The sequence below is a fragment of the Rubrivirga aquatilis genome, from assembly GCF_046845665.1.
In the GTDB taxonomy this organism is placed as follows: Bacteria; Bacteroidota; Rhodothermia; order Rhodothermales; family Rubricoccaceae; genus Rubrivirga.
The window spans coordinates 1,002,246-1,027,175 of record NZ_CP177355.1 but is presented as its reverse complement, the minus strand read 5'-3'; the positions used below and the strand labels follow the sequence as shown (position 1 = coordinate 1,027,175).

The 24,930-nt window shown below is 70.0% G+C and carries 16 protein-coding genes; 9 read left to right on the top strand and 7 right to left on the bottom strand.

Features of this window, described 5'->3' with window-relative positions; all coding sequences use genetic code 11:
• Nucleotides 1-20: 20 nt before the first annotated feature.
• Nucleotides 21-569 carry a tRNA adenosine(34) deaminase TadA gene (gene tadA, locus ACLII4_RS04460; RefSeq protein WP_412069691.1) on the top strand — a complete coding sequence of 183 codons (549 nt, stop codon included), beginning with the start codon at nt 21-23 and terminating at the stop codon, nt 567-569.
• A 63-nt stretch (nt 570-632) separates the two neighbouring features.
• On the top strand, nt 633-1,637 hold the full coding sequence (locus tag ACLII4_RS04455; RefSeq protein WP_412069690.1) for a YpdA family putative bacillithiol disulfide reductase: 1,005 nt from the start codon (nt 633-635) through the stop codon (nt 1,635-1,637).
• A gap of 270 nt (nt 1,638-1,907) precedes the next feature.
• Here the strand turns inward: ACLII4_RS04455 and ACLII4_RS04450 are convergent, their stop codons facing one another.
• From ACLII4_RS04450 to ACLII4_RS04435, 4 genes are all read right to left on the bottom strand, one after another.
• Nucleotides 1,908-3,953: a tetratricopeptide repeat protein gene (locus ACLII4_RS04450; RefSeq protein ID WP_412069689.1), complete on the bottom strand. Its 2,046-nt coding sequence runs from the start codon at nt 3,951-3,953 to the stop codon at nt 1,908-1,910.
• Nucleotides 3,954-4,126: 173 nt separating this feature from the next.
• A complete protein-coding gene (locus tag ACLII4_RS04445; RefSeq protein WP_412069688.1) occupies nt 4,127-5,158 on the bottom strand; it encodes a PorV/PorQ family protein in 1,032 nt (343 codons plus the stop codon).
• A gap of 28 nt (nt 5,159-5,186) precedes the next feature.
• Nucleotides 5,187-8,597 (bottom strand): T9SS type A sorting domain-containing protein, encoded by a 3,411-nt coding sequence (locus ACLII4_RS04440; protein WP_412069687.1) that lies wholly within the window; start codon nt 8,595-8,597, stop codon nt 5,187-5,189.
• A 78-nt stretch (nt 8,598-8,675) separates the two neighbouring features.
• Entirely contained in the window at nt 8,676-12,119 is a 3,444-nt protein-coding gene (locus ACLII4_RS04435) for a TonB-dependent receptor domain-containing protein (protein ID WP_412069686.1), read from the bottom strand.
• 551 nt (nt 12,120-12,670) lie between these two features.
• Here ACLII4_RS04435 and ACLII4_RS04430 point away from each other — a divergent pair.
• The 3 genes from ACLII4_RS04430 (at nt 12,671) to ACLII4_RS04420 (ending at nt 14,962) form a co-directional block, all read left to right on the top strand.
• Nucleotides 12,671-13,537: a sulfurtransferase gene (locus ACLII4_RS04430; protein WP_412069685.1), complete on the top strand. Its 867-nt coding sequence runs from the start codon at nt 12,671-12,673 to the stop codon at nt 13,535-13,537.
• A 73-nt stretch (nt 13,538-13,610) separates the two neighbouring features.
• Nucleotides 13,611-14,033, top strand: a complete 423-nt coding sequence (locus ACLII4_RS04425; protein WP_412069684.1) for a SufE family protein — start codon at nt 13,611-13,613, stop codon at nt 14,031-14,033.
• Nucleotides 14,030-14,962, top strand: coding sequence for a glycerophosphodiester phosphodiesterase family protein (locus ACLII4_RS04420; protein WP_412069683.1), 933 nt, complete (start codon nt 14,030-14,032; stop codon nt 14,960-14,962). The genes ACLII4_RS04425 and ACLII4_RS04420 overlap by 4 nt, the downstream gene beginning before the upstream one ends.
• Here ACLII4_RS04420 and ACLII4_RS04415 read toward each other — a convergent pair.
• Entirely contained in the window at nt 14,943-16,265 is a 1,323-nt protein-coding gene (locus tag ACLII4_RS04415; RefSeq protein WP_412070553.1) for a DUF2357 domain-containing protein, read from the bottom strand. The genes ACLII4_RS04420 and ACLII4_RS04415 overlap by 20 nt on opposite strands.
• Before the next feature lie 290 nt (nt 16,266-16,555).
• On the opposite strand from ACLII4_RS04415, the gene ACLII4_RS04410 reads away from it, so the two are divergent.
• Nucleotides 16,556-17,191 (top strand): N-acetyltransferase, encoded by a 636-nt coding sequence (locus ACLII4_RS04410; protein ID WP_412069682.1) that lies wholly within the window; start codon nt 16,556-16,558, stop codon nt 17,189-17,191.
• A 42-nt stretch (nt 17,192-17,233) separates the two neighbouring features.
• Here the strand turns inward: ACLII4_RS04410 and ACLII4_RS04405 are convergent, their stop codons facing one another.
• On the bottom strand, nt 17,234-18,946 hold the full coding sequence (locus ACLII4_RS04405) for an McrB family protein (RefSeq protein ID WP_412069681.1): 1,713 nt from the start codon (nt 18,944-18,946) through the stop codon (nt 17,234-17,236).
• Between the two features lie 86 nt (nt 18,947-19,032).
• On the opposite strand from ACLII4_RS04405, the gene ACLII4_RS04400 reads away from it, so the two are divergent.
• Nucleotides 19,033-20,154: a pectin acetylesterase-family hydrolase gene (locus tag ACLII4_RS04400; protein ID WP_412069680.1), complete on the top strand. Its 1,122-nt coding sequence runs from the start codon at nt 19,033-19,035 to the stop codon at nt 20,152-20,154.
• Between the two features lie 260 nt (nt 20,155-20,414).
• On the top strand, nt 20,415-22,499 hold the full coding sequence (gene uvrB / locus ACLII4_RS04395) for an excinuclease ABC subunit UvrB (RefSeq protein ID WP_412069679.1): 2,085 nt from the start codon (nt 20,415-20,417) through the stop codon (nt 22,497-22,499).
• Nucleotides 22,500-22,533: 34 nt separating this feature from the next.
• On the opposite strand, the gene ACLII4_RS04390 is transcribed toward uvrB, so the two are convergent.
• On the bottom strand, nt 22,534-24,147 hold the full coding sequence (locus ACLII4_RS04390) for a hypothetical protein (protein WP_412069678.1): 1,614 nt from the start codon (nt 24,145-24,147) through the stop codon (nt 22,534-22,536).
• A 261-nt stretch (nt 24,148-24,408) separates the two neighbouring features.
• Here ACLII4_RS04390 and msrB point away from each other — a divergent pair, with 261 nt between their 5' ends.
• Nucleotides 24,409-24,906 (top strand): peptide-methionine (R)-S-oxide reductase MsrB, encoded by a 498-nt coding sequence (msrB, locus tag ACLII4_RS04385; RefSeq protein ID WP_412069677.1) that lies wholly within the window; start codon nt 24,409-24,411, stop codon nt 24,904-24,906.
• Nucleotides 24,907-24,930 lie beyond the last annotated feature (24 nt).

The window sequence follows — 24,930 nt, the reverse complement described above, 5'->3', positions numbered from 1 at the left end:
CTCACACTCCTCTTCCCACCATGTCCCTCGCGTCCCTTCTCGACACCGACCGCCGCTGGATGCGGCAGGCGCTTGCCGAGGCCGAGCGCGCGTACGAGGCCGGCGAGGTGCCGGTCGGCGCCGTCGTCGTCCAGGGCCACCGCGTCGTCGGGCGCGGGCACAACCAGGTGGAGCGGCTCGCGGACCCGACGGCGCACGCCGAGATGCTGGCGGTCTCCGCCGCGTGCCAGACGCTCGGCACCAAGTTCCTGACCGGCTGCACGCTCTACGTGACGCTGGAGCCGTGTCCGATGTGCGCCGGTGCGCTCGTCTGGGCTCGGCTCGACCGGCTCGTCTTCGGGGCGCTCGACGAAAAGGCCGGCGCGGCGTCGACGCTGTACGACATCCCGGGCGACCGGCGCCTCAACCACCAGATCCCGACCGTCTCGGGCGTCGAGGCCGACCGGGCAGCGGACCTCTTGCGCGACTTCTTTCGCCAGCGCCGCACGGCCACGCCGCCCCCGCCGGGCGCGGTCGCTGGCGACGGCGCCGACGGCGAGCCCCCGCCCCACCGGCCGGCCGGCCCCTAGCGCGTTCCCCGGACTCTTGACGCCAACCGGGCAACCCCGCCAGCGAGGCACGGTTGGTAGGGCATGGACACCCCGACCGACCCCGTAGACCTTCTCGTTGTCGGCGCCGGCCCGATCGGGCTCGCGTGCGCGCTGGAAGCCGAGCGCGCCGGGCTCACGGCCCGCGTCGTCGAAAAGGGCGCGCTGGTGAACTCGCTCGTCGGCTACCCGACGCAGATGGAGTTCTTCTCGACGCCCGAGTTGCTCGAGATCGGCGGGCACCCGCTGGCGACGACGTACTACAAGCCGCGCCGCGAGGAGACGATCGACTACTACCGCGCCGTCGCCCAACGCGAGGGGCTCGACGTGCGCCTGGGCGAGCGCGTGCTGGGCGTCGACGGCGAGCGCGGGGACTTTGTCGTCCGCACCTCGAAGGGCGCGCACCGGGCGCGAGCGGTCGCCGTGGCGACGGGCTTTTTCGACCAGCCCAACCGGCTTGGCATCCCGGGCGACGATCTGGGGCACGTCTCGCACTACTACAAGGAGCCATACCCCTTCAGCGGCCGGCGCGTGGTCGTGGTCGGCGCCAAGAACTCGGCGGCGAAGGCGGCGCTCGAGATCTTCCGCCACGGCGGCCATGTGACCCTCGTCGTCCGCGGCGCCGAGATCACGACGAGCGTGAAGTACTGGATCCGGCCGGATCTGCTCAACCGAATCAAGGAGGGCTCCATCGACGCCCGCTTCGGGACGACTGTCGAGGCCATCACGCCCGAGACGGTCCGGCTGGCGGGGCCCGACGGGACCGACGAGATCCCGGCCGACGCTGTGCTGCTGATGACCGGCTACCACCCTGACTTCGGGTTTCTGGAGGCGCTGGGCGTCGAGCTGGCGGGGCCGGAGCGGGCGCCCGTCGTGGACGACGACACGATGGAGTCGACGCGGCCGGGCGTGTACCTCGCCGGGACGGTGTGCGGCGGGTACGCGACGAGCCGGTGGTTCATCGAGAACGGCCGGATCCACGCGGCACGGATCGCCGCGGATCTGGCGGGGCTGCCGGTGCCGGAGTTAGAGGCTCACGGCCAGCCGTAGCCGCGCGAACGCTCCACTCTATCATCCTGAGAGGCTGTTCGGGGAAGCCGTCCCCCCCCAAACGAGTCATCCCCGCGCAGTCGGGGATCCATGCGGCGGTGCTCGGATGGCACCTCTGCGGCCCCTCACCCTATCCCTCTTCCCATGGGAGAGGGGACGCATGTGGAGAGCTCGCGCCGTTCCCCGAACAGTTTCTCGGGATGACGCTGATGAGTCTCACGAGTCCCTCCTCGTCTTGCTCGCCGCCGCCAGCCCTCCGAATCCCCAGACTCAGCCGGCGGCTTGGCGGAGGATCTCCAAGACCTGGAGCGCGGTGCCCTGGCCACTGTCGAGGCCGAGCGCGAGCTGGGCGTGGCGCAGGGCGTCCTCAGCGCGGCCCTCGTTGAGGTAGTAGAGCGCGAGGTTGGCTTGGGCGTTCGCGTTCTGCGGGTCCGCGTCGACGGCGCGACGGAACAGGCTGGCGGCGCGTCCGACGTCGCCCTGCTGCGCGAGCAGGACGGCGAGGTTCGTGAGGGCGTCGGCCTGGCCGGGCTCCAGCTCGATGGCGGCGCGGAGCGCTGCCACGGCGCCACCGAGGTCGCCGCCCTTGGCGAGCGCGCCGCCGAGCAGCACATGCGCTTGCGCCAGCCACGGCTCTTCCTGGATGGCCTTCCGGTACTCGCCGACGGCCTCGGGCAGCCGCCCCTGGGCCTCCAGTAGGCGCCCATAGTTGACGCGGATGTCGGAGGCAGCGGGCTGCAGCGCGAGCGCGCGCTGGTACAGGGTCAGCGCCTCAGAGGGGGGCCGCCCCGCCTGCTCGTAGGCTTGGGCGAGTGCGTTGAGGCGTTCGGGGTTCTCGCCGACCGCCAGCGCCTTGCGGAGGGGCTCGATCGCCGCCGCCGCCCGGCCGGTCTGAAGGCGGGCGTAGCCCAGCAGGTACTGCGCCTCGCCCGCCTCGGGCCGCTCCGCCAGCCGCGCTTCGAGGAGGGACACGCCGCGCCGGAACGACGACGCGCCCCCGCCCTGCCGCGCGTAGATCACGTAGGCCATGCCCTCCTCGACGCCGCCGTCGCGGTCGGCCTCGAAGTACGGCGCCAGCGTCCCCTCCGTCTGCGTCCCGACGATCTGGTCGTCGCCGACGACGCGGATCTTGTGGTCGGTGAACGAGGCGTGGGGCACGTCGTCGGCCGAGACCTCGGGCATGTGGCACGCGAAGCAGTTGGCCGTCGTGAGGTGCTGCGTCTGCAAGTCCGGCGTCGGCATCGAGGCCGCGAGCTCGTCGGGTGCGTGGCACGTCTGGCAGGTCGCGTTGAAGACCTCCGGGCCCTTGTCGCGGAAGCCCTCGTGCGGGTTGTGACACGTCGTGCAGTCCATCGCGGGCGACGCGATAAAGCATGCGCTCTCGCGGAGCCGGTCGGCGTGCGAGATGACGCTGACCCGGTTTGGGTCGTCGCCGACGAGCGCGAAGACGGCGCGGTGGGCCGAGAGCGGGCGCCCCGGCCGGTAGCTGAACGCCGACTCGCCCTCGCGCAGGACGGACACCTCACCGTTGAGGTGGCACTGCTGGCACACGTCGAGCCGAAGGTCCGTCGCCAGCCACTTCGGGTTGACGATGGTGATGTCGACGGAGTCCGGCGCCTGCTCGGAGGCGGTCCGCGCCTCGACGTGCAGTTCGCCCGGGCCGTGGCACTGCTCGCAGCCGATGCCGCCGGCCAGACTGGCGAACTTGCCGTCAGCGAACTCGACGGGCTCCGACGTCCCGTTGTGGCAGGCCATGCACCGGTCCGGGATGGTCCGGTCGAAGCGGACGTTCTGGTCCTCGTAGCCGGGGCTGAGGCCCCAGCGCCCGGCGCCGCCGTCGGCCTGCGTGTACCACGTCAGCGGCAGCTCGTAGAGCCGCCCGTTCTCCTCGCTGAGGTAGGTCCGCGCGGCCGACCCGCTGCCGACGACGTAGGTCATCTCGCGAACGAGCCGGTGGTCGGTGCCTTCTCCCGTCTCGCGGTATTCCTCCTGGACGAACCGGTCGCCGTCGCGGCGGGCGACGTACACGAAGCCTGAGGCGGGGTGGCGGACGGCGACGCCGGAGAAGTCCTCGACGGCGGTCTCCGGGGTGAGCCGGTAGAGCGAGTTGGCCATCCCGTGCGTCTGGTAGCTCGCGTAGAGCTCCTCGTGGCACGTCGCGCAGGTCGCGTCGCCGACGTAGGCCACGCCGTCGGCGAGGTTCAGAAACCGCTCGTCGGCCTCGCCGCTCGCGCGCGGGCCGAGGCACGCCGCCAGCGCGACGACACCGATGGCGAGCGCCAGCCCGAGGGCAGTTTGTGCAGTGTCCGAACGCATGGCACAAGCGCTCCTTCAGGCGCGAGCCGGCGGCCCTCGCCAGCAGGCCGAAGATACCGTCGCCCTCTAGGCAGGTCGGGGCGCCACCGTGCCCACCAAACACAGCGCGGCCCCCGAGCCGACTCCTTGCGGAGGGCTCGGGGGCCGCAGCGGTCGCGTCGTGCGCAGCCGGTTTAGAACCGGAGCGCGGCGGTCACGAGGTTGACGTTGCCGAGGTCGCCCATGGAGCGGAAGGCGTAGTCGATGCCGATCCCGGAGCTGGCGAGCGGCACGTTAACGCCGCCCCCGAGGCTCCAGAACTCGGCCGCGTTCACGTCCTGGTCGGGCGTCAGGTTGACACCGCCGCGGGCGTAGACGAGGTCGCCGTAGCCGAGCTCCAGGCCGCCAGCAAATTCCGGCTGGTCGTAGGCGTTCGACCGGAAGTTGCCGAGCGCCGTCACCGACACGTCGCCAGCGAACTGGCGGGTGTAGGTGGCGCCGAAGTTGAGCAGCGACGGCAGCTCGTAGCTGTCCGTGCCGATCTCGATCGGGAAGCTGCCCGATCCGCCGGAACCGGGGATCGTGCCGGTCTGGCCGATGCCATTGCCGGAGTAGCTCATCTTGGTGCCGAAGTTGCGGAGGCTAACCCCGAACTGCAGACCAGACTCGCCGACCACGTAGGTCATGCCAGCGTCGAAGGCGACGGCAGAGCCGTTGACGTCGTCGATGGTTTCTCCGATGGCCTTGGCCGTGACACCGGCCGAGATCCGGTCGGTGAACTGGCGAGCGTACGTCGCGCCGACCACGTAGGTCGCCGCGTCGTACGTGACCGAGGTCGGGTCCGGGGACGCGGCCGAGGTCATCGGGATCTCGCCGAGATCCCAGGAGGTCACGAACAGGGCAATGTTCGACGTCCCGAAGCTCTGGGCCACACCGAACGTGTTGACGCCGACGTCGGCGACAAAGTTGATGTAGCTGAACATGGCTTCGGTCCCGTCGTTGGCCATCAAGGCGGCCGGGTTCGACTGGAGGGACTCGAGGCCCGAGAGCGAGCTGAGACCGGCCGTGAGGCCGTTGGCGAGCGAGGTCGTCCGGGCCGTGGTCGGCACGAGCAGGAACTGCGCGCTAGCCGTCCCCGCCCGTTCGTCACCCGGGACGTCGCGCCCCTGGGCCATCGCAGGCGCCGAAGCGACAAGCGCGGCCAGAAGGATGAGGGTGCGGTACATGATTTCTAGGGTGTAGGTGGGGGTTGGCTTAGAGGACGTCGAGCTGAGAGCGACGCTGGATGACGCCGAACTTCAGGACCCGCTCGCCGATGGTCGACCCGTCGGAGCGGCGGCCCTCAATGTGAATGAGGTACATGCCACTCGCGACCGGGAGGCCGGCCTCCGTGCGGAGGTTCCAATCGATCGTCGCTCGGCCCGCGTTGTTCTTCTCGATCGTCCGGATCAGCGTCCCACTCAGGGTGAAGATGCGGATCGTGGCCTGGGCCGGGATGTTGACGAATCGAGCGACCGACACGTTGCCGGAGGTCTCGTAGCCGGAGTACCCGCGGTACGGGTTCGGCGTGATGGCCATCAGGTCGAGGGCCGCCTCCTGATCCTCTGCGCTGGCGGCCTCGGTATCGATCGCGCCGATCTCCGAGGTATCCAGGGTGAACACGTCGCCAGGCTGGTTCGGCTTGGTCGTCGTGATCCGGAAGACCGACCCGGCCTCGGGGTATTGCGCCGCGTAAGGCGGGGCGGTCCCGAGGTTCCAGCCGGCGAACACCGTACGCGCCAACGACTCGTGGCCGTGGTCGTCCGGAGCCGTCGCGGCGTTGGCCTCCCACGCGAGATAGCCGGACTCGCCCGGCGTCTTGTCGTTGGGCTCGTACCAGTAGATCCAGTCCGTGATCGGGTCGTCCGCACCACTCGAAACGGGCGAATCGGCCGCCGAGAGGTTGTACGTGCCGTCCCCATCGATGTCGAGGATGGCGGGAATCATGCGGAAGTCGTCCGACGTGTCGTCGGGCGTCCCGATGCCCGTGTTCCAGATCTCGAACGGGATCGTCACCAGCGAACCGTCGCCGAAGCGCTGGTAGGCCGTGCTGGTGCCCGTGAACCGAGCCTCGAAGTCGAAGGGGAAGACGAACGGGATGGTCCCGTTCCGGCCAAAGACGACGCGCTGGAGGAATTCCTCGTAGGGCCCCGTATAGGCGCTCGCGTTACCGGTCGTGATCAACCAACGGATGCCACTCGTCTGCTGCACGCCCGAGGTCGGGTTGGCACCACCGGGTGTCGGGAACCCCTGGAAGGCCGCCGCAGCGGACTCCGCCGGCGAGATCGGACCCGCCGCGTTGGCAGTTGCCTCGAAGGACGTGAACCCGTTTTCCGGGCCCTGGACGTCGAAGATCAGGCCGTCCGCACGGAACGCGTCCGTGCTCTGCGGGGGCAGGGTCCCGAAGTCGGCGTAGTAGGCCGCTCCGTCGAAGAGAACCGTGCCGGTCGTCTGGTTGACGATCCGGTAGCTGGTCCCAACGATTTCTCCGTCCGCATCAAGCTGCTGGAAGAACTCGACGGCGTAGGCGTCGCCAGTGACGGCACCCGGGTTCGAGACGCGAGCGCCCACGATGCCCTGACCGACGTTGGTCGCAGCGACGGTGGACGCAAGCGCGGCACCCGTGGTGGCGACCGGAGCAACCGGGCCAACCTTGGAGGGCCGCACTTCGACGGTCGCCATCGGCGCGTTGAACACGCGGGTCCCGATGGAGGCCTCGTTGTACGCGTAGGCCTGAACGCCGAAGAAGTAGCTCGTGCCGTTCCGCAGCTTCTGCTGCGTGAACGCGCTGTTGTTGATGCTGAACGTCGTCGGCGTCAGGGTGCTGCCACCGTTGTCGGAGCCGTTGGCCACGACCGTGGTCAGCTGAGCCCCCGTCAACGGGTCGACGATCGCATCCGTGATCGTGGTGATCCCGTTGTCGAGATCGTAGGCCCCGATCAGGACGCCTTCAGTGTCGGATGCATCCCGGAACTGGTAGATCCGGAAGCCCTCGAACGTGTACGTCCGGTCCGCCTCGTTGACGGGGACGAACGGGTTCTCGACGTCGTAGTTGAAGATGTCGCCGAGGTCACCGGTCGAGCTACCCCACTCCAGGATGATCTCCTGGTCGAGGCCGGTCGCCGACAGGGCCACTGCCGGGGGCGGCTGCGGCAAGGCGAACTGGGCGTCGAACGCGTTCTGAAGCGTGGCGTCGGCCACCTTCAGCTTGTTGACGGACGCGAGCTGCGGGCTGGTCGTCGCGCCGGTAGCCTGGGCCCACACGATGCCGAACACGACCTCCTGCATCTCGCCCGGGTTGAACGTGAACGGACCCGAGGAGACGCCGAAGCGGCGGTCGGCCGGGGTGTTCACGGCGCCGTTGCCGTCGGAGTTGTACTCACTCCAGAACTCCGGCGGGTTGCCCGGGAAGGCGAAGTCGACGGGCGGGCCATTCGTGTTGTAGCCGTCGCCCCCTTCCTTGAGGGGCGTCCCGTCCTTCCAGAAGCCCTGCATGAAGCTGTAGGCCTCGTTGGCGTTGCCGGGGTCACCGACGACGCCCGAGATGTTCTGGAAGTAGAAGAACTTCTCGATGGCGAGGCGCTCGTCGTCCTCATCCGTCTCGCCGTCTTCGTCATTGTCGATGCCGTCGGCGTTAACGAGCGGGCCCTGGAAGAAGTCGTAGCCGAGGGCCGGCGGGAGACCGTAGCCCCCCCCCCCATCGTCGTCGTTGTCGCCGTTGTAGACGAAGCCGAGGCCGAGGCTCTCGTCGGAGCCCACGAAGTCGTCGTTGAAGTTGCCGAGGTCGGGGTCGGAGAAGATGCCGATGTAGGTGTCGGTCATCGGCTGCGAGCCGCGGTAGAAGAACTGGTAGCGGTAGAACGTGGCGTCGTTCAGCGCGTCGGCCGTGCTGAAGGCGAAGGCCTGGGCACGGACTTCGACGCCGATCGGAGCGGTGCCGCCCCAGTCGTGCGAGTTGCCCGCGTCGTTCATGACCCACCAGATGCCCTGGTCGCCGATGATGTCGGGCCGCTCGCCGGCGGCGAGGTCGAGCTGACGGGAGCCGTAGCCGGCGTCGTTGATGTCGAGCTCCTGGCGGGGCTCGAGCTCATTCCCGTTCTCATCGACCGAGTTCGGGTCGCGACGGCCGTTGCCGTTCTCGTCGACGAAGAACGGCGCGCCGTAGGCGACCGGCCACGTCTGGAGGTTCGAGGTGGCGACGCCGGTGTTGTTGTACGCCGTGATGTCGTCAGCGTTGACTTTCCAGAACCGGTCGAACTGCTGGCAGGTCGCCGAGGTGACCTGGCCGTTCGCATCGAGCGGGCCGGGCCAGTACTCCCAGGCTCCGTAGGTGGAGCCGGCAAAGCGAAGCTGGCCGTCGACCTGGCCGCCGAGCCAGATGCCGGAGGCGAAGATGGAGACGAGGCCACTGCCCGCAGGCACCTCGTACTGAGCGCCGGCGCCTCGCCAAAAGAGGCCGCCGATGTTGTAAAGAGTAGCGCGGACGTTGTTGACGTTGAGGTCGACCTCTGCGCTCCCGGTGTCACAGTCCGCCTGGGCCTGGGCCGGGGCCGTCGCGCCGAACAGCGCGAAGAGTCCGACCAGCAGCACCGTAAGACGGCTGTTGGTGGGGTAGAGTGCGTTCATGAAGGGGGGGTGTTACAGGGCAGGAGGTCCCTGCGCGCCGGACGAAGCCGGCGCGCAGGGCGATTTCCTAGAGCCCGTTTAGAAGTCGAGGGTGACGCCGAGACGGATCCGGCGCGGGAGGCCGTAGAGCTGGCCACCGCTGACACCGAAGTTGTCGAGCACGACCGGGGAGCCCACGTACTGGGAGTACAGGAACCGGAACGCGTCGCGCTCGAGCTCGGTCGGGAGCGCCCGGACGGCGTCCGGGTTCGTGGCGAGGAAGCCGTCGTCGTCCGCGAGGCCCGTGTCACGGTAGACCGAGTACACCTGGTCCTGGTTGAGCAGGTTCTGAACCCAGACGTAGCCGCGGAACGAGGCCGGGCCGAGGTTGAAGTTCCGGTCGACCTTGAGGTCGAGACGGCTCGTGAACGGCAGGTACACCGAGTTGACCTGGCCAACCGCGCCACCGTTGGTGGACTGGCCGATCGGGCTCTCGAGCGCCTTGCCGTCGAGCTCCGTGTAGGGGCTCCCACTCTGGAGCACACCGAGCATGTTGAAGCCGAAGCCCGCGAGCGGGTAGACGCCACCGACCATCGGGCCCTCCCCACTACCGAGACGGTAGTCGAGCGAGACGTTGAGGTTGTGGCGGCGGTCGAAGGCGAGCGGCGCGAGCGTCTCCGGGAAAACACCGCTCTGGCTACGCCACGCGATGATGCGCGCCGTGCGCGAGTCGGACCCGGTCCCCTCGGCGAACGAGAGGGTGTAGTTCGCGTTGACGGCGAGGTTGCGCGTCCGGCGGAGGTCGAAGGCCATCTCCAGGCCCTTCGTCGTCGAGAAGTCGAGGTTGGTGTACCCCGTGTACCCGTTCGGGAAGGCCTCGTTGAGGTTCCGGAGCGTGATCTTGTTCCGCTGCGTCCGGTAGAAGCCGGACAGCGTCAGCGCAGCCTGCTGGCCAACGCGCTGGCGGAAGCCGAGCTCGTACTGGGTCGTCGTCTCGGGCCGGAGGTTCGGGTTCGAGATCGTCCCCGTGGCCTGGTCGTAATCCTGGATCGTCGCGAAGGCGTTCTCGCTCGGCCGCTGGCTTGTCACGTTGAAGGACGCGAAGAAGAGCGCACGGTCGGTGATCGGGAACGTCACGCCGATGCGGGGCATGATCGTCAGGGCCGGGTCGTAGTCCCGGAACGCGCCCGACGTCAGGCCACTCGACTTGGCGAGCGGCGCGCCCGCGCGGAGGATGTCGGTCGGGTTGACGACCTCCTCACCGTTGACGTTGTAGAACTGGCCCTCCGAGTCGCGGTAGCCGATGACGGCCCCGTCGCGCTGGTAGAAGGCGAAGTCGCCGGCGATGTTGCCCGGGATGCTCGACGGCGCCTCCACGAGCACGTTGCCCTGGTCGTCGGTGATGTTGCCGCTGAGGTCCTCGACGCGGAACAGATCAACGAGCGCGTAGGGGTCCTTCAGGACGAGCGTGTTGTTGTCGAACACGTCGACGCGGACGCCGAGGTCGAGCACGATGTCCCGGTACTCCACGCGATCGCGGACGAAGCCACCGTAGTAGATCGGCCGGTAGGGCGCGATGTTGCGGTTGGTGCCGGCCGCGAAGGCGTCGACATCCTGCTCGTCGACCTCGTTGAGGCCTCGGAAGTCGTAGCCGTAGTAGCTCACGCCCGTCTCGAACCCGAAGGAGTACGGGAGTTGGTCGTACGACGTGACGCCCGAGTCGTTGGTGCCGTCACCGTCCGAGTCGACGCAGTTGGTCTCGATGCTGCCGTCGTCGAAGCAGCGGGCGAAGGTCCGGGACCCGTTCCCGATCGACCAGTTGCGGACGGTCCGCGTCTCGTACTCACCACCAAAGGAGAGCTCGTGGACGCCGACCTGCGTCTGGGCGTTGCCGAAGACGCGGAACTGCTCCTGGTTGAACTGCTGGAACGCCGTGCGGGCCGTGCCCGGGCCGTCGAACGTGAGGCCGAGCGCCTCGGGGACACCGAGGTTGCCGTCGCCGTACTGCTGGGTGTAGTTGCCACGGTCAGCCGTCGAGGTGCTCAGCCCGACGTAGCGGCGAGCGACCTCGTTGGCCGGGTCGTCGATGTCGCCGTAGCGCAGGACGTCGCGGATGTCGGAGCCGAACGCGTCGGGGTAGTTCACGAAGTCACGCCGCGAGAACTCCGCCTGGAGCTGGTAGAACGCCGTGTTCGAGAGCACCTGCCGAAGCGAGGCGTACCCACGGTAGACCTCGTCCTCCGTGGTCGTGAACGTCTCGCGGTTGAAGAACGAGCGGCCGTAGCTGAAGCCACGGCTCTCGTTGTTCGAGTAGCCACCGCCGAGGCGGAGGTTGACGCCGGTCACCGGGCGGAGCTCGATGTTGCCGGTGGCCGAGATGTTCGTCGACGGGTCGTCCTTGCCGCTCCGCGTCGTGAACTGGTCGGGGCTGTTGAACAGGCTCGCTGCCGCGCGGACGCCGCCGAGGAAGTCGCCGGGGTGGGCGCCGTTGAGGCCCAGGAGGCCGCCGAGGCTATCCGGGCTGATCGAGCCGTTCGCAAAGCTGAGGTCGCTCGGGAAGGGGACGTAGACGAAGTCGTCGTCCTCGAAGAGCGGGCTGACAGCCAGCCCCCCGAGGTCGACCGGCTCGCCGTTCTGGTCGACGGCGTTCCGGTCGATCCGGATGACCTGCGGCGACTGCTGGATCGCGTTGTACAGGTCGTCGCGAAGCTGGAGCGTCTCGCGAGCCCACGGGCTGGCGTCCTCCTGGTAGGTGCCCTGCAGGGAGGCGAAGAAGCTCACGCGGTCGCGCACGAGCGGGCCACCGATCGAGAGCGACCCGAGGTTGTAGCCGAACGAGTCGAGCCCGTAAGACGTGATCGCCTCGGCGGCGCCGAAGAACTTGTTGCCGCCGGACCGCGTCGAGATCGAGATGACGCCGGCCGTCGCATCGCCGTACTGCGGCGGGATGGTGCCGATGAGCATCTCCTGCTCGGCGATGGCCTGCTGCGGGATGCCGATGTTGCCGGAGCCACCGAGCACCTTGACGCCGTCGACGTAGTAGTCGACCTCCTCACCGCGACCGCCACGGATGTTGAGCGTCCCGGAGCCGTCGTTGGAGACGACGCCCGCCTGAATGGCCGCGACGCTGGACACGCCACGAACCGGCAGGTTCTGGATGTCCTGGCCGGTGACCACCTTCGGGACGCCGATGGCGTCTCGCTGGATGAGCGGCCGCTCGTACTCGACGACGACCTCACCGATCGACGCACCCGAGAGGGTGATGTCGACGTTGCGGGTACGCCCCTGCGAGATCTCGACGCCGGTCAGCGTCTCCGTCTGGTACCCCGTGTAGGAATACTGGATGTCGTACTGACCGACGGGGATGCCGAGGATCGTGTAATTGCCGTCGATGTCAGTCGCGGCGCCGCGCTGGATGTCGGCGAGAAAGACGTTGGCACCGATGAGCGGGTCACCGGTTTCTGCGTCTGTCACGCTGCCGGACAGCTTGCCTGTGTTCTGTGCTGATGCGACGCCCGGAAGGGCGAAGAGCAGCAAGAGCACGGCGGTGCTCAGTGAACGAAACATTGCTACCTCCTGAAGGGTGGTGTGTGAGCCCGAGCGCCAGAGGCCCGGGGTGGAAGGTGCGTCAAGAGCGACGCAGGTCGAGGGATGCCGTGGCCCGAGGGGGCCGGGCGGTGTGTGGTGTCCGGAGCGGGCTCCGGAGCCCTGATCTCGGGCCTCTGGCCGCAATGCGGCCCTGGCGACCTCTCGGTCGCGCGTCGCCCCCACGCGCCCACGCGCGCTCGGCTGGTCCTGAATAAGCGAGGACAGTGACAACCTGAGCGGGCGGGCCTTGGGTAAAGGGCGTGTTAAGCGACGGCTCGAATATAGCCGGGTCGTAAAAACAGAGTCAAGGCACCCGGGCGTCCCCCCACCCGCCGCACCTCCTTCCGCCTGGTGTCGGTCCCAAGATCGGGCGTAGGGCCGCCCACGCCGGGGCAAGCCCTGCCGTTGGGAGACCATATGAAGAGCCCGCGCGGCACAATAGCCCGGACCGCCCCGCATCCGCGCGCGTACCTCTCGCCTCTCCCCTTCCGCCACTCCGGCCTCCCATGCCCGATTTCGCCCACCCCGAGGTCCTCGTCTCCACCGACTGGGTCGCCAAGCACCTCGCGGACACCGACCGCGTCCGCGTCATCGAATCGAACGAGGACGTGCTGCTCTACGCCACGGGCCACCTCCACAACGCCGTCCACGTCGACTGGCAGACGGACCTCCAGGACCCCGACGTCCGCGACTACATCAGCCAGCGCCAGTTCGAGGCCCTGTGCTCGCGGCTCGGCATCCGGCCCGACACGACGCTCGTCTTCTACGGCGACAAGTCGAACTGGTGGGCCACCTACGCCTTCTGGACCTTCACCATGTATGGCCACGCCGACTGCCGGGTGATGGACGGCGGCCGCGCCAAGTGGGAGGCCGAGGGGCGGACGATGACGACGACCGTCCCGACCTACGAAAGCACCGACTACGAAGGCGCCGACCCGGACCCCTCCGTCCGCGCCTTCCGCGACGACGTCCTGGCGCACCTCAAGAAGGGCGGCCCGATGGTCGACGTGCGGTCGCCGCAGGAGTTCATCGGCGAGATCTCGCACGCGCCCCACGACCCCGGCGCCGAGGCGGCCCTGCGCGCGGGCCACATCCCGGGCGCCGCGAACGTGCCCTGGAGCCGCGCCGCGAATGACGACGGCACCTTCAAGAGCCGCGACGAGTTGGCGGCCATCTACCTCGAGGAGCAGGGCCTCGACCCGCGCGACGAGACGATCGCGTACTGCCGGATCGGCGAGCGGTCCAGCCACACGTGGTTCGTGCTCCGCTACCTGCTGGGCTTCAAGGATGTCCGCAACTACGACGGCTCGTGGACCGAGTGGGGCAACCTGGTCGGCGTGCCGATCGAGAAGGGCATGCCCGACGAGGACTAGTACCGGTCGAGATCCGGGACCCTCCCCGGCCCACTGCGGACGCCAGCCCTCTGCCTTCTCCCCCAGATCCCCGATGAACGCCCGCCTCCAACAGATTGCCGATGAGCTGTCGGCCGTCCCGCGAGACATGCAAGTGGAGCTGCTCCTTGAGCACGCCCACCAGTTTCCTCCGCTCCCCCAACGTTATCAAGCCGCTCGCGACGCCGGGCTCGGGCGCGTCCACGAGTGCCAGGCCGAGGTCTACTTCTTCCCCGAGGTCGAGGACGGCCGTGTCCACATCTGGGCCGACATCCCCGGCCACGCGCCCACCCAGCGCGCGCTCGTGGCCATCTTGATGGACGCCTACAACGGGGCCCGCCCCGACGAGGTGGCCGCCATCCCGGCCGACCTGCTCACCCGTTTGGGCATCGCCCCGCTCCTGGGGCCTCAGCGCCAGCGCGGGTTCGCTGGCGTCCTTGCCCGCCTCAAGTACGGCGTCGCCGCCGCGTCCGAATGACCCGTCTCGTCTTCTTGCTCACGGTCGCCTTGGCGGCCTGCGGCGGCCCACGCCCGCTCACTCTTGACGAGCGCCCGGCCGACCGCGTCGCCGTCCCCGTCTCGTCGGTCCACTACCGCGACTACGACTCGGCGACCGACCTCGCGGCGGGCCTGCGGTGGCGCCCGGGCGCGCCGGTCTGGGTGAGCGCCCACCGAGGCGCGCCCGTCCACGGCCTGCCTGAGAATTCGGTCGAGACGTTCGAGTACGCGCTCAACCACGCGCCCGCGCTCATCGAAACCGACGTTCGGCGCACGGCCGACGGCGTCTTGGTGCTGATGCACGACGAGACGCTCGACCGGACGACGACCGGCACCGGCCGCGTCGACGCGACGACGTTCGCCCAGGTCCGCACACTCCGCTTGGTCGCCGACTCGGTCGTCACCTCGTTCCGCGTCCCCACGCTCGCCGAGGCGCTCGCGTGGGCCGACGGCCGGGCCGTGCTCCTGCTCGACGTGAAGCCCGACGTGCCCTACGACGAGCTGGTGGCCGCCATCCGCCGGCACGACGCCGCCGACCGGGTCGCCGTCATCACGTACTCGCTGGCCGACCATCAGCGCCTGTTCGCGCTCGCCCCCGACCTCGTCGTCTCCGCGACGGCCGAGACGACCTCCGACGTGGACGCCCTGCTGGCGGCGCCCATCGACCCCACTCGCGTCATCGCGTGGACGGGCGTCGGTATCCCCGACCCCGTCGTGATCCAGCGGCTCCACGCGACGGGCATCCGGGCGCAAGTCGGCGCGTTCGGCGCCATCGACGCCGCCGCGCGCGCGACGGCCTCTCCGGCCCCCTACGCCCCGATTCTGGCAACTGGGGCCGACGTGCTCTCGACCGACGTGGTCCCGATGGCGGCGATCGCGGCGCGCGAGGTCACCCGACGATTCCGGTGACGAGCCGGTCGAGCGCGTCCGTCGTGCCCGGCCGCAGCGGGACGGCCCCGACGCCGAGCGTGTCGAGGCTCGTCCACAGGCGCGAGCGGAAGAACGCATCGTCCGGCGTGCCTGGGAAAAGCGCAGCCGCGAGCGTGATGTCACCGAGAATGGCGTCGCGGTAGCGGTGGAGCGTGCCGAGCGCGTCTTCGGGCGGCCCCGACGCGCCGTGACGGCGGCGGTATCCGGGGGAGTCGTCGCGGCGGTACTTCGCGTCGAGCACGACCCGGCGGACCTCGCCATCCCGGCGGACGGTGAGCAGCAGGTCGGGCCGCTGCGCCAGCAGCGCGGGCGGTGCCGGGAAGCGCGGCGTGTTGACGATCTCCACGGCGACCCCGTCGCCCTCCAGCCACACCGCGTGCGCCCGGCCACGACGCAACCGTACATCCGCCCCGCGAACGTCGATCCCGAACGGGCGGGCAGGTGGGTCCACGCCGAGCACACTCGCGACCGACCGCACGACGGCCAGCGCAGACCACGTCTCGTAGAGCACGGCGAGATCCTGCATCGCGACATCGAGGGCGCCCTCTCGAAGCGCCAGCCCGAGGTCGAGATGCCGGAGCGCGTCGAAGGCGGCGGCGTAGGCCGGACGACGACGGAGCATCAGCGGAGGCACCCTTGGCACCCGTGCTCCCGACGATGCCAGAACCGGAACTCTCGCCAGGACCCCGACCTGCTGCGCGAGGCCACCAACCTCTGCCCGGAGCACATCCCGGCGGGCGCTTGGCCGACGGAGTGCCTCGGCTTGATCGAGAGCACGCAGGCCTCTCGCCACACCTGCGATCCGCGCCGCCAGCCAACGGTGGGAGGGCGTGTCGGTGGTGAGCTGGGGGACGCCAGCGGGCAGCGTCTCCGACTCAATCCCAAGCTGGCGCACCGCCGCTCGCGTCTCGGCCAACGGCCGCACGATCTGCCCGGTCCGAACGGATTCGACGATTTCGGTCAGATCCAACGCTGGTCGTCGATCGATGGCACGCACCGCACGGGAGAGGTCGCCCACAGACTGCCGGAGGGCAGCCAGCCACACCGGCACCGATGGAGAAGCCGGCCCCGCATCGACGCGGCGCGTCGCCGGGCGGACCGCCGCGACCGACAAACCGGCCGCGACGGCCTCGACCTCGGCCCGCATTTGAGCCACCTCACCCTCTCCCAATTTCGACGGGAGCACAGACACCGAGAACGCAACCTCCACATTGCTCCCGACACGTACTTCGAACCGTGCACGACCCGCTTGCGAGCCGAATCGAACACGGCCATGGAGCACGCGCCCGCCGTCCAAAGAGACCAGCCCCCCGGTAACGACTGGGTCTCGGTGCGCCAGCGAAACGGGCACGCCCCGCGCGCTCTGCACAAGCACCGGGTACGTCGTCTCTTCGGTCAGCCACACCGCCGCCGCGGGTGCCGCCACCAGCCGGTCCGCCCCGGCCTCGACGCGGAGCGGCTCCGCTCCTGCGCATGCCCCCGCTGGCCCGCTCCACGTGAGGCGGACGTCGGGCGTCTCGACGGTGAACAGCGTCTGCACACCGTATGCTACCGCCCCCACCGACGCCTCTCGTGCCCGACCCGCCCGTTCTTCGGATGACGCTGCACGACGGCCGCCCCGTGGCGCTTCGCCCGGTGGTCGCGGCCGACCGCCACCGGCTCGCGGACGGCTTCGACCAGCTGTCCCCGGACTCGCGGCGTCTCCGGTTTCTCGGGTCGGTGTCGTCGCTCAGCGAGTCGCAGTTGGCCTACCTCACCGAGGTCGACGGGCACGACCACGTGGCCTGGGGTGCGCTCGACCTGACGCACCCGGAGTTGCCCGGCTTTGGCGTGGGCCGGTTTGTCCGCCTCGCCCCCGACGCCGACGTGGCCGAGTTCTCGCTGACCGTGCTCGACACGGCACAGGGCCTCGGTGTGGGACAGCTTCTGCTGGCCGTGCTCGCGGTCGCCGCGCCGGCCGTCGGCATCCGCACCCTTCGCGGCGTCGTCGGCCGGGAGAACGACCGGATGACGGCGTGGCTGCTGCGACTCGGCGCCACTGCGCAGGGTGACGGGCAGGACTTGGTGATGGACCTCTCGCTCCCTGTCGACCCCGCCGCTGGCGACTCAGCGGCCGAGTTCGTGAAGACGATGGGTCAGGTTCGGGAGACGATGCGAGAGACATTCGGCGACCTCAGCCGGGACTACGCACCACGCGACGGAGCCTAAGTCCGCCCGACAGACCCTGCTCGGCGTAGCCCTGATGGCGGTCTAGCTCCAGAACGACGCCACGCCGTCGTCGAGCGCGCCCTCCGCGATGCGGGCGAGACGCGCGGCCGTTCGGGGAAAGCGGCCGTCGACGAGCGCTGGAGGGCGGCCATCCGAGATCCAGTCATCCACGAGGGCCTGGGGGTCGCCAGCGCTGCCGGACGGGCCGGCGGCCCACGCCAGCAGCTCGAACACGGCGGACCGATCCGCCGCACGGGCGCCGTCGAGACGGGGAACCAGCTTGGTGAGCAGTGCGAGATCGAGCGGGTCGACTGGCCCGGCCGCGTCGCGGAAAGCGCCCGGAGCCTCGGCAGCGTGGAGCGAGAACAGGGCGACCTCATCGCGCGCTCGGTACCCGACGCCCGCCGACGGCGCCAAGAGCACAGCCGCCTCAGCGACGGCCCCGACGGCTCGCTCGACAATCTGCCGATCGCCCCGCGATAGGTCGGACAACTCTCCGAGCCGGACCGCTCGCGGAGACCACGCCGACGAGGGCCACGGGTCCACGAATGGATCGCCCGTCGCTGCCTGCCAGTCCGCCAAGTCGCGAGCCGCCAGCTCGAGGACGAACGCCCGGTCGAGCACCTTGCGGCTGAACGCGTGTGCGCTCTCGTCCACATTGACCGTCCCGACCAGCCCCAGCGAGGGCGGCAGCCGGACGGCCTGCCAGGCGGCGTCGGAGGGGCCGAGCGTCTCGCTAAGGATCGGAAGACTCTCGAAGCCGCCCGGGGCCGGAGCACGCGCCTCGATCCGGCTCAGTACGTCGGCGAGGTAGTGCTCCGGCCGCCCCAGGTTCATCTCGTCGAGCACGAGGATGTGGAACCGATCCGGAGCCTCGGCGGCGGCGCGCGCGGCGCGGAGCACGTGGCCCGGCCGAAAGCCTCCTCGGAGGTCGGTGTAGCCCATCGTCTCCGCCGGGCTCGTCCAGTCGGGCCGGACCGGCAGGACGGTGGCCGCGCCCTGCGTGGCCTCCGCGACGAGCACGGGCAGGCGGCTCTTGCCGACGCCCGTAACGCCTGCCAGCAGCACGAACGGTTTGGTCCGGAGCGCCGTCACATAGGCCGCGACCTCGAACGGGGCGAACCGGAAGCCGCGCGCGCCGATGGCCTCGATCAGCCGCTCCATCGCCTCCGCACGGTCGAAATCTGATGCTGGCACGTAGCCGACCTGGTCCTCGGCGACGACAGGGGCCGGGTGCACGGCTGCCAACTGGGGACGGGACCGGGAGGCGTCGCGGGCGTCGCGGACGGCCTCCACCGCCGCCAGCAACGCCTCGGGGTCGGCGCCCAAGCGGGCCTGCACCATGAACTCCAGCACCTTCCCGTCGATGGGTGGCAGTGGGTGGAGCACCTGCTGAACAACACGCCGGAACCGTGCTCCCGGGGTCGGCTCATCGTACGCGTCGAGCGCTACCAAGTGCTCGACCACCGCGGCCTTCTGAACGAACCCCTCAGCCGGGAGCACCGCCAGCGGACGGACGCGCAACCGATGGGGCAGGTGGCGGCCCGGCGCCAGCGCCGTCGCGTCCTCGAAGGGAGCGCCGACAGCCTCGAAGACCCCGGCGAACGCCTGGAGGCCCGAGAGGTACGCCACGATCCGGTCGCCGGGACGGACCTCCGCCAGCCGGGCCCGGCCCTGCCGACGGAGCGCGAACGTCCCCGCTCGGATCGCCGAGGGAAACACGTCGGGTGAGATGGACCAGAGCCAGTACGTCACGAGAGGGCGGCCGCGATGCGGGGCGATTCCCCCTTAACACCGTTCAGTGAATGACTAGGTTCGGCCGCTCCCTTTCTCTCTCGCCGATGACCGCCCGACTGTTGACCGCCGCCGCCCTGGTCGCCACCCTGTTCGCCCTCCCCGCCTGCGACTCTGGCGAGTCCGAGATTGACGGCCCGCTCGCGGAGGCCCAGGCCAACCTCGGCCAGTGGACGTTCATCGACGTCGAAGGCAGCGTCTGCCGCGACGGCTCCGCGACCGGCATCGGGGTCCGGCTCCAAGAGGGCGCCGACGACCTGGTGATCTACCTCGAAGGCGGCGGGGCGTGCTTCAACGGCGCGACCTGCACCACCAATCCCTCGACGTTCGGAGAGGCCCAGTTCACCAGCTTGATCGGGCTGGTCGGCAACGGCGGCCTGTTCAACACCACCTCCGACAATCCCGTCGGCGCCTACAACATGGTTTACGTGCCGTACTGCACGGGCGACCTCCACGGCGGCAGCTTTCCTAACAACACGCTCGTCGACGCCCAGTTCGGTACCACCCTCGGGCCGCAGCAGTTCGTGGGCCACCAGAACGTGGAGCGCGCCGTCAACCTGCTGGCGGACGGCCTGCCGACGCCCGGCAAGGTGGTCCTGACCGGTGCCAGCGCCGGCGGCTTCGGGGCGCTGATCAACTTCGACGAGGTCGCCTCCACGTTCACCCAGTCGGACCTCTTCCTGGTCGACGACTCGGGCCCGCTCTTCTTCGCGGACAACGTCTTCAGTCCGCAACTCGCGGCGCAGGTGACCGGCCTCTACAACCTGTCGGCGGCGATCCCCGGTGGCGCCTCGCTCTTCGCGCCGGACGCGCTCCCAGGCGTCTACAACTACTACGCGACGACGTACCCGGACGCCACGTTCGGGCTCGCGAGCTCCCTCGGCGACAACACCATCCAGGCCTTCTTCGGGTTCGGCCAGGCACCGGGCGACCCGATCACGGACGACGAATACGCCGCCGGCCTGCGCGACGTCCGTAGCCAGCTCGACGCCCGCTGGGGGACCTACTTCGTCGAGGGCGATGCCCACACGATTCTGCTCGTCCCGAGTCGGTACACGGGCTCCTCGGCGGGCGTGGCATTCGACGACTGGTTCGCAGGCATCCTGGCCGGTGCCCCCACGAACGTGGACCCGGGCGTCACGACGCGCGGCCCGCTCGCGGCCCGCTAGGTTCGGCCCCGGCAGCTCCGGGGGCGGCGCGATGTTGGTCTCGGTGACCGCCTGCGCCACCCCCTCTCCGTTGGCCTCGAGCCCACCGCTCCAGGTCGCCGCGTTTACCGGGCTCGCCACGCTGACGGCGGCCGGGCCGCTTCCCTGAGGCCGGCGCCCCAGGGCCGCCGCGAACCGCTGCGCACCCCGTCGGGTTGGACCGTACGACACACCGTCGTCACCCGCCGTGCCGACGTTCCCCGGCTGCCCTCCCCCGAGACATGGCCCAGATCCAACGCATCGACTCGCCCTTCAAGCTCTCGACAGCCTTCACGCCGATGGGCGACCAACCGCGCGCGATCGCGGAGCTGACCGAGGGCCTGTTCCGAGGCGACCCCTACCAGACGCTGTTGGGCGCGACGGGCACCGGCAAGACGTACACGATGGCGAACGTGATGCGCAACGTCGGCAAGCCGACGCTCGTCATCTCGCACAACAAGACGCTGGCGGCCCAGCTCTACGCCGAGTTCCGGCAGTTCTTCCCTGAGAACGCCGTCGAGTTCTTTATCTCGTACTACGACTACTACCAGCCCGAGGCCTACATCGTCTCGTCGGACACGTACATCGAGAAGGACATGGCGATCAACGAGGAGATCGACCGGCTCCGCCTGCGCGCCACATCCGCCCTCGTGTCCGGCCGCAAGGACGTGGTGATCGTCGCGTCGGTCTCGTGCATCTACGGGCTCGGCAACCCCGACGAGTACAAAAAGCGGCTCGTCCAGATCACGCCCGGCCAGGAGCGCGACCGCGACGAGTTGCTTCTGGAGCTGGTCCACGTCTTCTACAACCGCAACGACGTCGACTTCACGCCCGGCACCTTCCGCGTCCGCGGCGACGTCGTCGAGATCTTCCCGGCGTACCTCGAGGACCAGGCCTACCGCGTCGTCTTCTGGGGCAACGAGGTCGAGCGCATCGCCCGCATCAACCCCGTCACCGGCGACGAGATGGCGCTGGAGTCGGAGACGCTGACGATCTACCCGGCCAAGCACTTCGTGACGCCCAAGGACCAGGTCGACCGGGCGATTGCGGGGATCCAGGAGGAGCTCCGCTGGCGGCTGGCGATCCTGCGCAACGAGGGCAACGACATCGCCGCCCAGCGGATCGAGCAGCGGACGCTGTTCGACTTGGAGATGATCAAGGAGATCGGCTACTGCTCGGGCATCGAGAACTACTCCCGCCACATGGACGGCCGCGAGCCCGGCACGCGGCCGTACTGCCTGCTCGACTACTTCCAGAAAAACCACGGCGACGACTGGCAGATCGTCATCGACGAGAGCCACGTGAGCGTGCCCCAGATCCGGGGCATGTACAACGGCGACCGCGCCCGCAAGCTGAACTTGGTCGAGCACGGCTTCCGGCTCCCGTCGGCGATGGACAACCGGCCGCTGACCTTCGAGGAGTTCGAGCAATTCCACCACGCCGTCACCTTCGTCTCGGCCACGCCCGCCGACTACGAGCTCGAGGCCTCCGACGGCGTCGTGGTCGAGCAGATCATCCGCCCGACCGGCATCATCGACCCCGACGTCGAGGTGCGTCCGGTCGAGGGCCAGATCGACGACCTGCTCGGCGAGATCCGCGACCGCGTCACGGCCGGTGGCCGAGTGCTCGTCACGACGCTGACCAAGCGGATGGCCGAGGACCTGACCGACTACCTCGACAGCTTCGGCGTCCGCGTGAGGTACCTCCACTCCGACATCGACGCGCTCGAGCGCGTCGACATCTTGCGCGACCTACGGCTCGGCGAGTTCGACGTGCTGGTCGGGATCAACTTGTTGCGCGAGGGGCTCGACCTGCCCGAGGTCAACCTGGTGGCCATTCTCGACGCCGACAAGGAGGGCTTTTTGCGCTCGGAGCGGTCCCTCATCCAGACCGCCGGCCGCGCGGCCCGAAACGCGGACGCGCTCGTGGTGCTCTACGCCGACAAGGTGACCGACTCGATGGCGCGCATGATGGACGAGACCGAGCGCCGCCGCGTCATCCAGCGGGCCTACAACGAGGAGCACGGCATCACGCCGACGACGGTCACCAAGTCGATCGACGAGGTCCGCCAGGGCACGGCGATTGCCGACCACAAGGCCGATCAGGACGAGCGCCGCGCCAAGCAGGCCGTGACGTACTACGCGGGCCCGGAGCAGCTGCCGAAGGTAGCCGACCCGGTCGTCAAGTACCTCACCGACGACCAGAAGACCGACCTCATCGCCCAGCTCACGCGCGAGATGGACGCGGCGGCTGAGAACCTCGAGTTCGAGAAGGCCGCCGAGCTCCGCGACTCGATCGCCCAGATCGAGGCGCAGATGGCGGCGTAGCCCGCCTCGGGCACTCTGCCAACGCGGGGCCGCCCTACCCTCCGGGGCGCACCTCCGCGTCGGCGTGCCGCCAGGCCGCCGTGATGCGCGGCCCGAGCGCGTCGGCGTCGGCGGTGCGGCCCTGAGCCCGGAGCGCTCGCTGGAGGCCCTCTAGACCGCGGCCGTTCTCCGGGTAGATGGCGAGGTCGGCGCGATAGACGGCCTCGGCCTCGGCCGGGCGCCCGGCGTCGAGCAGCACGCGGCCGAGGGCCCACCGCGAGGGCAGCGCCCACGGCGGCGGCTCGTCATAGGTCAGCGCGTCCTCTCGCCGGATCGCCTCTTCAAGGTGCCGGACGGCCCCGGCACCGTCTCCGCGGGCGGCGGCGACCTCCCCGCTCAGGTACGGGTCCGCGATCGCGAGGATGGCCCCTAGCGTGTTGAGGCCGCCGAACTGCGCCCCCAGCGAGGTGTCGGCCGCGAGTGGGCGGAGCGCGTCGAGCTCCCGCTGGGCCTCCGCCACGCGTCCCGTGCGGGCGTAGGCGAGGCCGCGCGAAAAGTGCCATACGCCTCGCGGATAGACCAGCGAGTCCGGCGGGGCGGGGGCCTCAAGCACGCCGTCCCAGTCCTGGAAGAAGGCCCGGGCGTAGAGCGGGCTCATGGCGAAGTGCTGCAGGAACTCGAGGCCCGGCTCCCCCATCATCGCGGCGTGGCGGCCCATGTGGTCGGCCGACGCCAGCGCCGCCGCGCGCTCGCCGCTCAGCGCGGCCGCCACCCACAGGAAGTGGTGGTTGTGCGGGACGTAGCCCAGCGGGTAGAGGCCCTGCGCGTGGCACTGCGCCAAGTACGCGTCGTCGGCCTCGACGGCGCGCTGGTTGGCCACCACCGCGTCGTGGTAGCGGCCGACGCGGATCCAGATGTGGCCCGGCATGTGGACGAGATGCCCCGCGTTCGGGACCAGTGGCCCGAGGCGCTCCGCAGCCCCAACGCCTAGTTCCGGGCGCTGCTTCTCGACGGCGTGGATCCACAGATGCAGCGCGAGCGGGTGGTCGGGGTTGGCGGCCAGCGCGCGGGTGAGCGCCGCGAGCACCTCCTCGGTCTCCGGCTTCGGCGACCCATCGGGGTGCCAGTAATCCCAAGGCATCGTGTCCATCAGCGCCTCGGCGAAGAGAGCCTGCACGTCGGCGTCGTCGGGGAAGCGGGCCGCGACCGCCCGCATGGCGTCGGCGTAGGCGCGGTCGAGCGGCGCCCGGTCGGCGGGCGGGACGGCTGCGTAACGGGCCGAGAGGGCCTCGACGAGTGCCCGGTCGACGGGGCCGAGCGCGGGGGCCCCGCCGCGGGCGCGCTGGAGGGCGGCCCAGGCCGGGGCCACGCTCTCGGCGTCCATCGGCGCGTTCACGTGCGGGCCCAGCGCCAGCGCCTCGCCCCACGCACACATGGCGCAGGCGGGGTCGAGCCGCTGGGCCTCGCGGAAGGCCCGGATGGCCTCGGCGTGGTTGAACGCGAAGGCGAGGACGAGCCCTTGGTCGGCGTATCGCTGCACGATCGGGTCGTCGGTGTCGGCCGGGCGCGAGTGGCTGCCGAGGCCGTCGAGGAGGGGCGCCAGGGGGGCGCCGTCCTGCGCGCTGGCACCCACCGCCAGCAGCAAGGCAACGGAGAGAAAAGGGCGCATGGGTTCAGGGGTCTGTCTCGCGAAACGCGGACAGGCGCCACCAGCGAGGGCCTCCGTCGCTCTTCATCGGCGCGCGGGGCGGCGCCGTCCGATCCGTGCCTTGAAGGTAGGGAGGCGGTCTCAAACACCTGCCCCCGCCGCGAGGGGACAGAGCGATTTCATGCCCCACGGCCCGATCGCCCGGATCGAGGCCCCGATGGCGGCGTCGCCCGGATCGCCATCGGGGCTCGTCGGTTCGACGCCCCCCTTCCCCTCGAACCCATGCAGACCCCGACCCCCTACGACCTCACCCCGCTCCGCGGCGAGGCCCGCGAGCGCGCCGCCGAGGCCGCTGGCCTCACTGCCGAGGAGCGCCGCATCTTGCTCGACCACGGGACGGAGCGGCCCGGCTGCGGGCTCCTCCTCCACACCAAGGAGGTCGGCACGTACGCCTGCAACCTGTGCGGGCTGCCGCTCTTCGAGAGCGGGGCCAAGTTCGAGTCCGGGACGGGCTGGCCCAGCTTTTTCCAGCCCGTCGCCCCCGCCCACATCACCGACATCGAGGACCGGTCGCTCGGGATGGTCCGGGTCGAGACGCGGTGCGCGCGGTGCGACGGGCACCTCGGCCACGTCTTCCCCGACGGCCCGCCCCCGACGGGCCGCCGCTACTGCATGAACTCGGCCGCGCTCGCGTTCTTCCCCGACGGAACGGCGCCCGTCCAGCGGACGGCCGCGGACCCGACCGGCGCCCCCTCCCCCGGCGACGCGTCGAGGGGCTGACCCCGTCTCCCCCGTCCACAGGCA

What these genes read in the sequence shown, in the direction of transcription:
- ACLII4_RS04440 (WP_412069687.1), bottom strand. Translation starts at nt 8,597, where the DNA reads ATGAACGCACTCTACCCCACCAACAGCCGTCTTACGGTGCTGCTGGTC.
- ACLII4_RS04400 (WP_412069680.1), top strand. Translation starts at nt 19,033, where the DNA reads ATGACCGCCCGACTGTTGACCGCCGCCGCCCTGGTCGCCACCCTGTTC.
- ACLII4_RS04450 (WP_412069689.1), bottom strand. Translation starts at nt 3,953, where the DNA reads ATGCGTTCGGACACTGCACAAACTGCCCTCGGGCTGGCGCTCGCCATC.
- ACLII4_RS04420 (WP_412069683.1), top strand. Translation starts at nt 14,030, where the DNA reads ATGACCCGTCTCGTCTTCTTGCTCACGGTCGCCTTGGCGGCCTGCGGC.
- msrB (WP_412069677.1), top strand. Translation starts at nt 24,409, where the DNA reads ATGCAGACCCCGACCCCCTACGACCTCACCCCGCTCCGCGGCGAGGCC.
- ACLII4_RS04425 (WP_412069684.1), top strand. Translation starts at nt 13,611, where the DNA reads ATGAACGCCCGCCTCCAACAGATTGCCGATGAGCTGTCGGCCGTCCCG.
- ACLII4_RS04455 (WP_412069690.1), top strand. Translation starts at nt 633, where the DNA reads ATGGACACCCCGACCGACCCCGTAGACCTTCTCGTTGTCGGCGCCGGC.
- ACLII4_RS04390 (WP_412069678.1), bottom strand. Translation starts at nt 24,147, where the DNA reads ATGCGCCCTTTTCTCTCCGTTGCCTTGCTGCTGGCGGTGGGTGCCAGC.
- uvrB (WP_412069679.1), top strand. Translation starts at nt 20,415, where the DNA reads ATGGCCCAGATCCAACGCATCGACTCGCCCTTCAAGCTCTCGACAGCC.
- tadA (WP_412069691.1), top strand. Translation starts at nt 21, where the DNA reads ATGTCCCTCGCGTCCCTTCTCGACACCGACCGCCGCTGGATGCGGCAG.
- ACLII4_RS04430 (WP_412069685.1), top strand. Translation starts at nt 12,671, where the DNA reads ATGCCCGATTTCGCCCACCCCGAGGTCCTCGTCTCCACCGACTGGGTC.
- ACLII4_RS04445 (WP_412069688.1), bottom strand. Translation starts at nt 5,158, where the DNA reads ATGTACCGCACCCTCATCCTTCTGGCCGCGCTTGTCGCTTCGGCGCCT.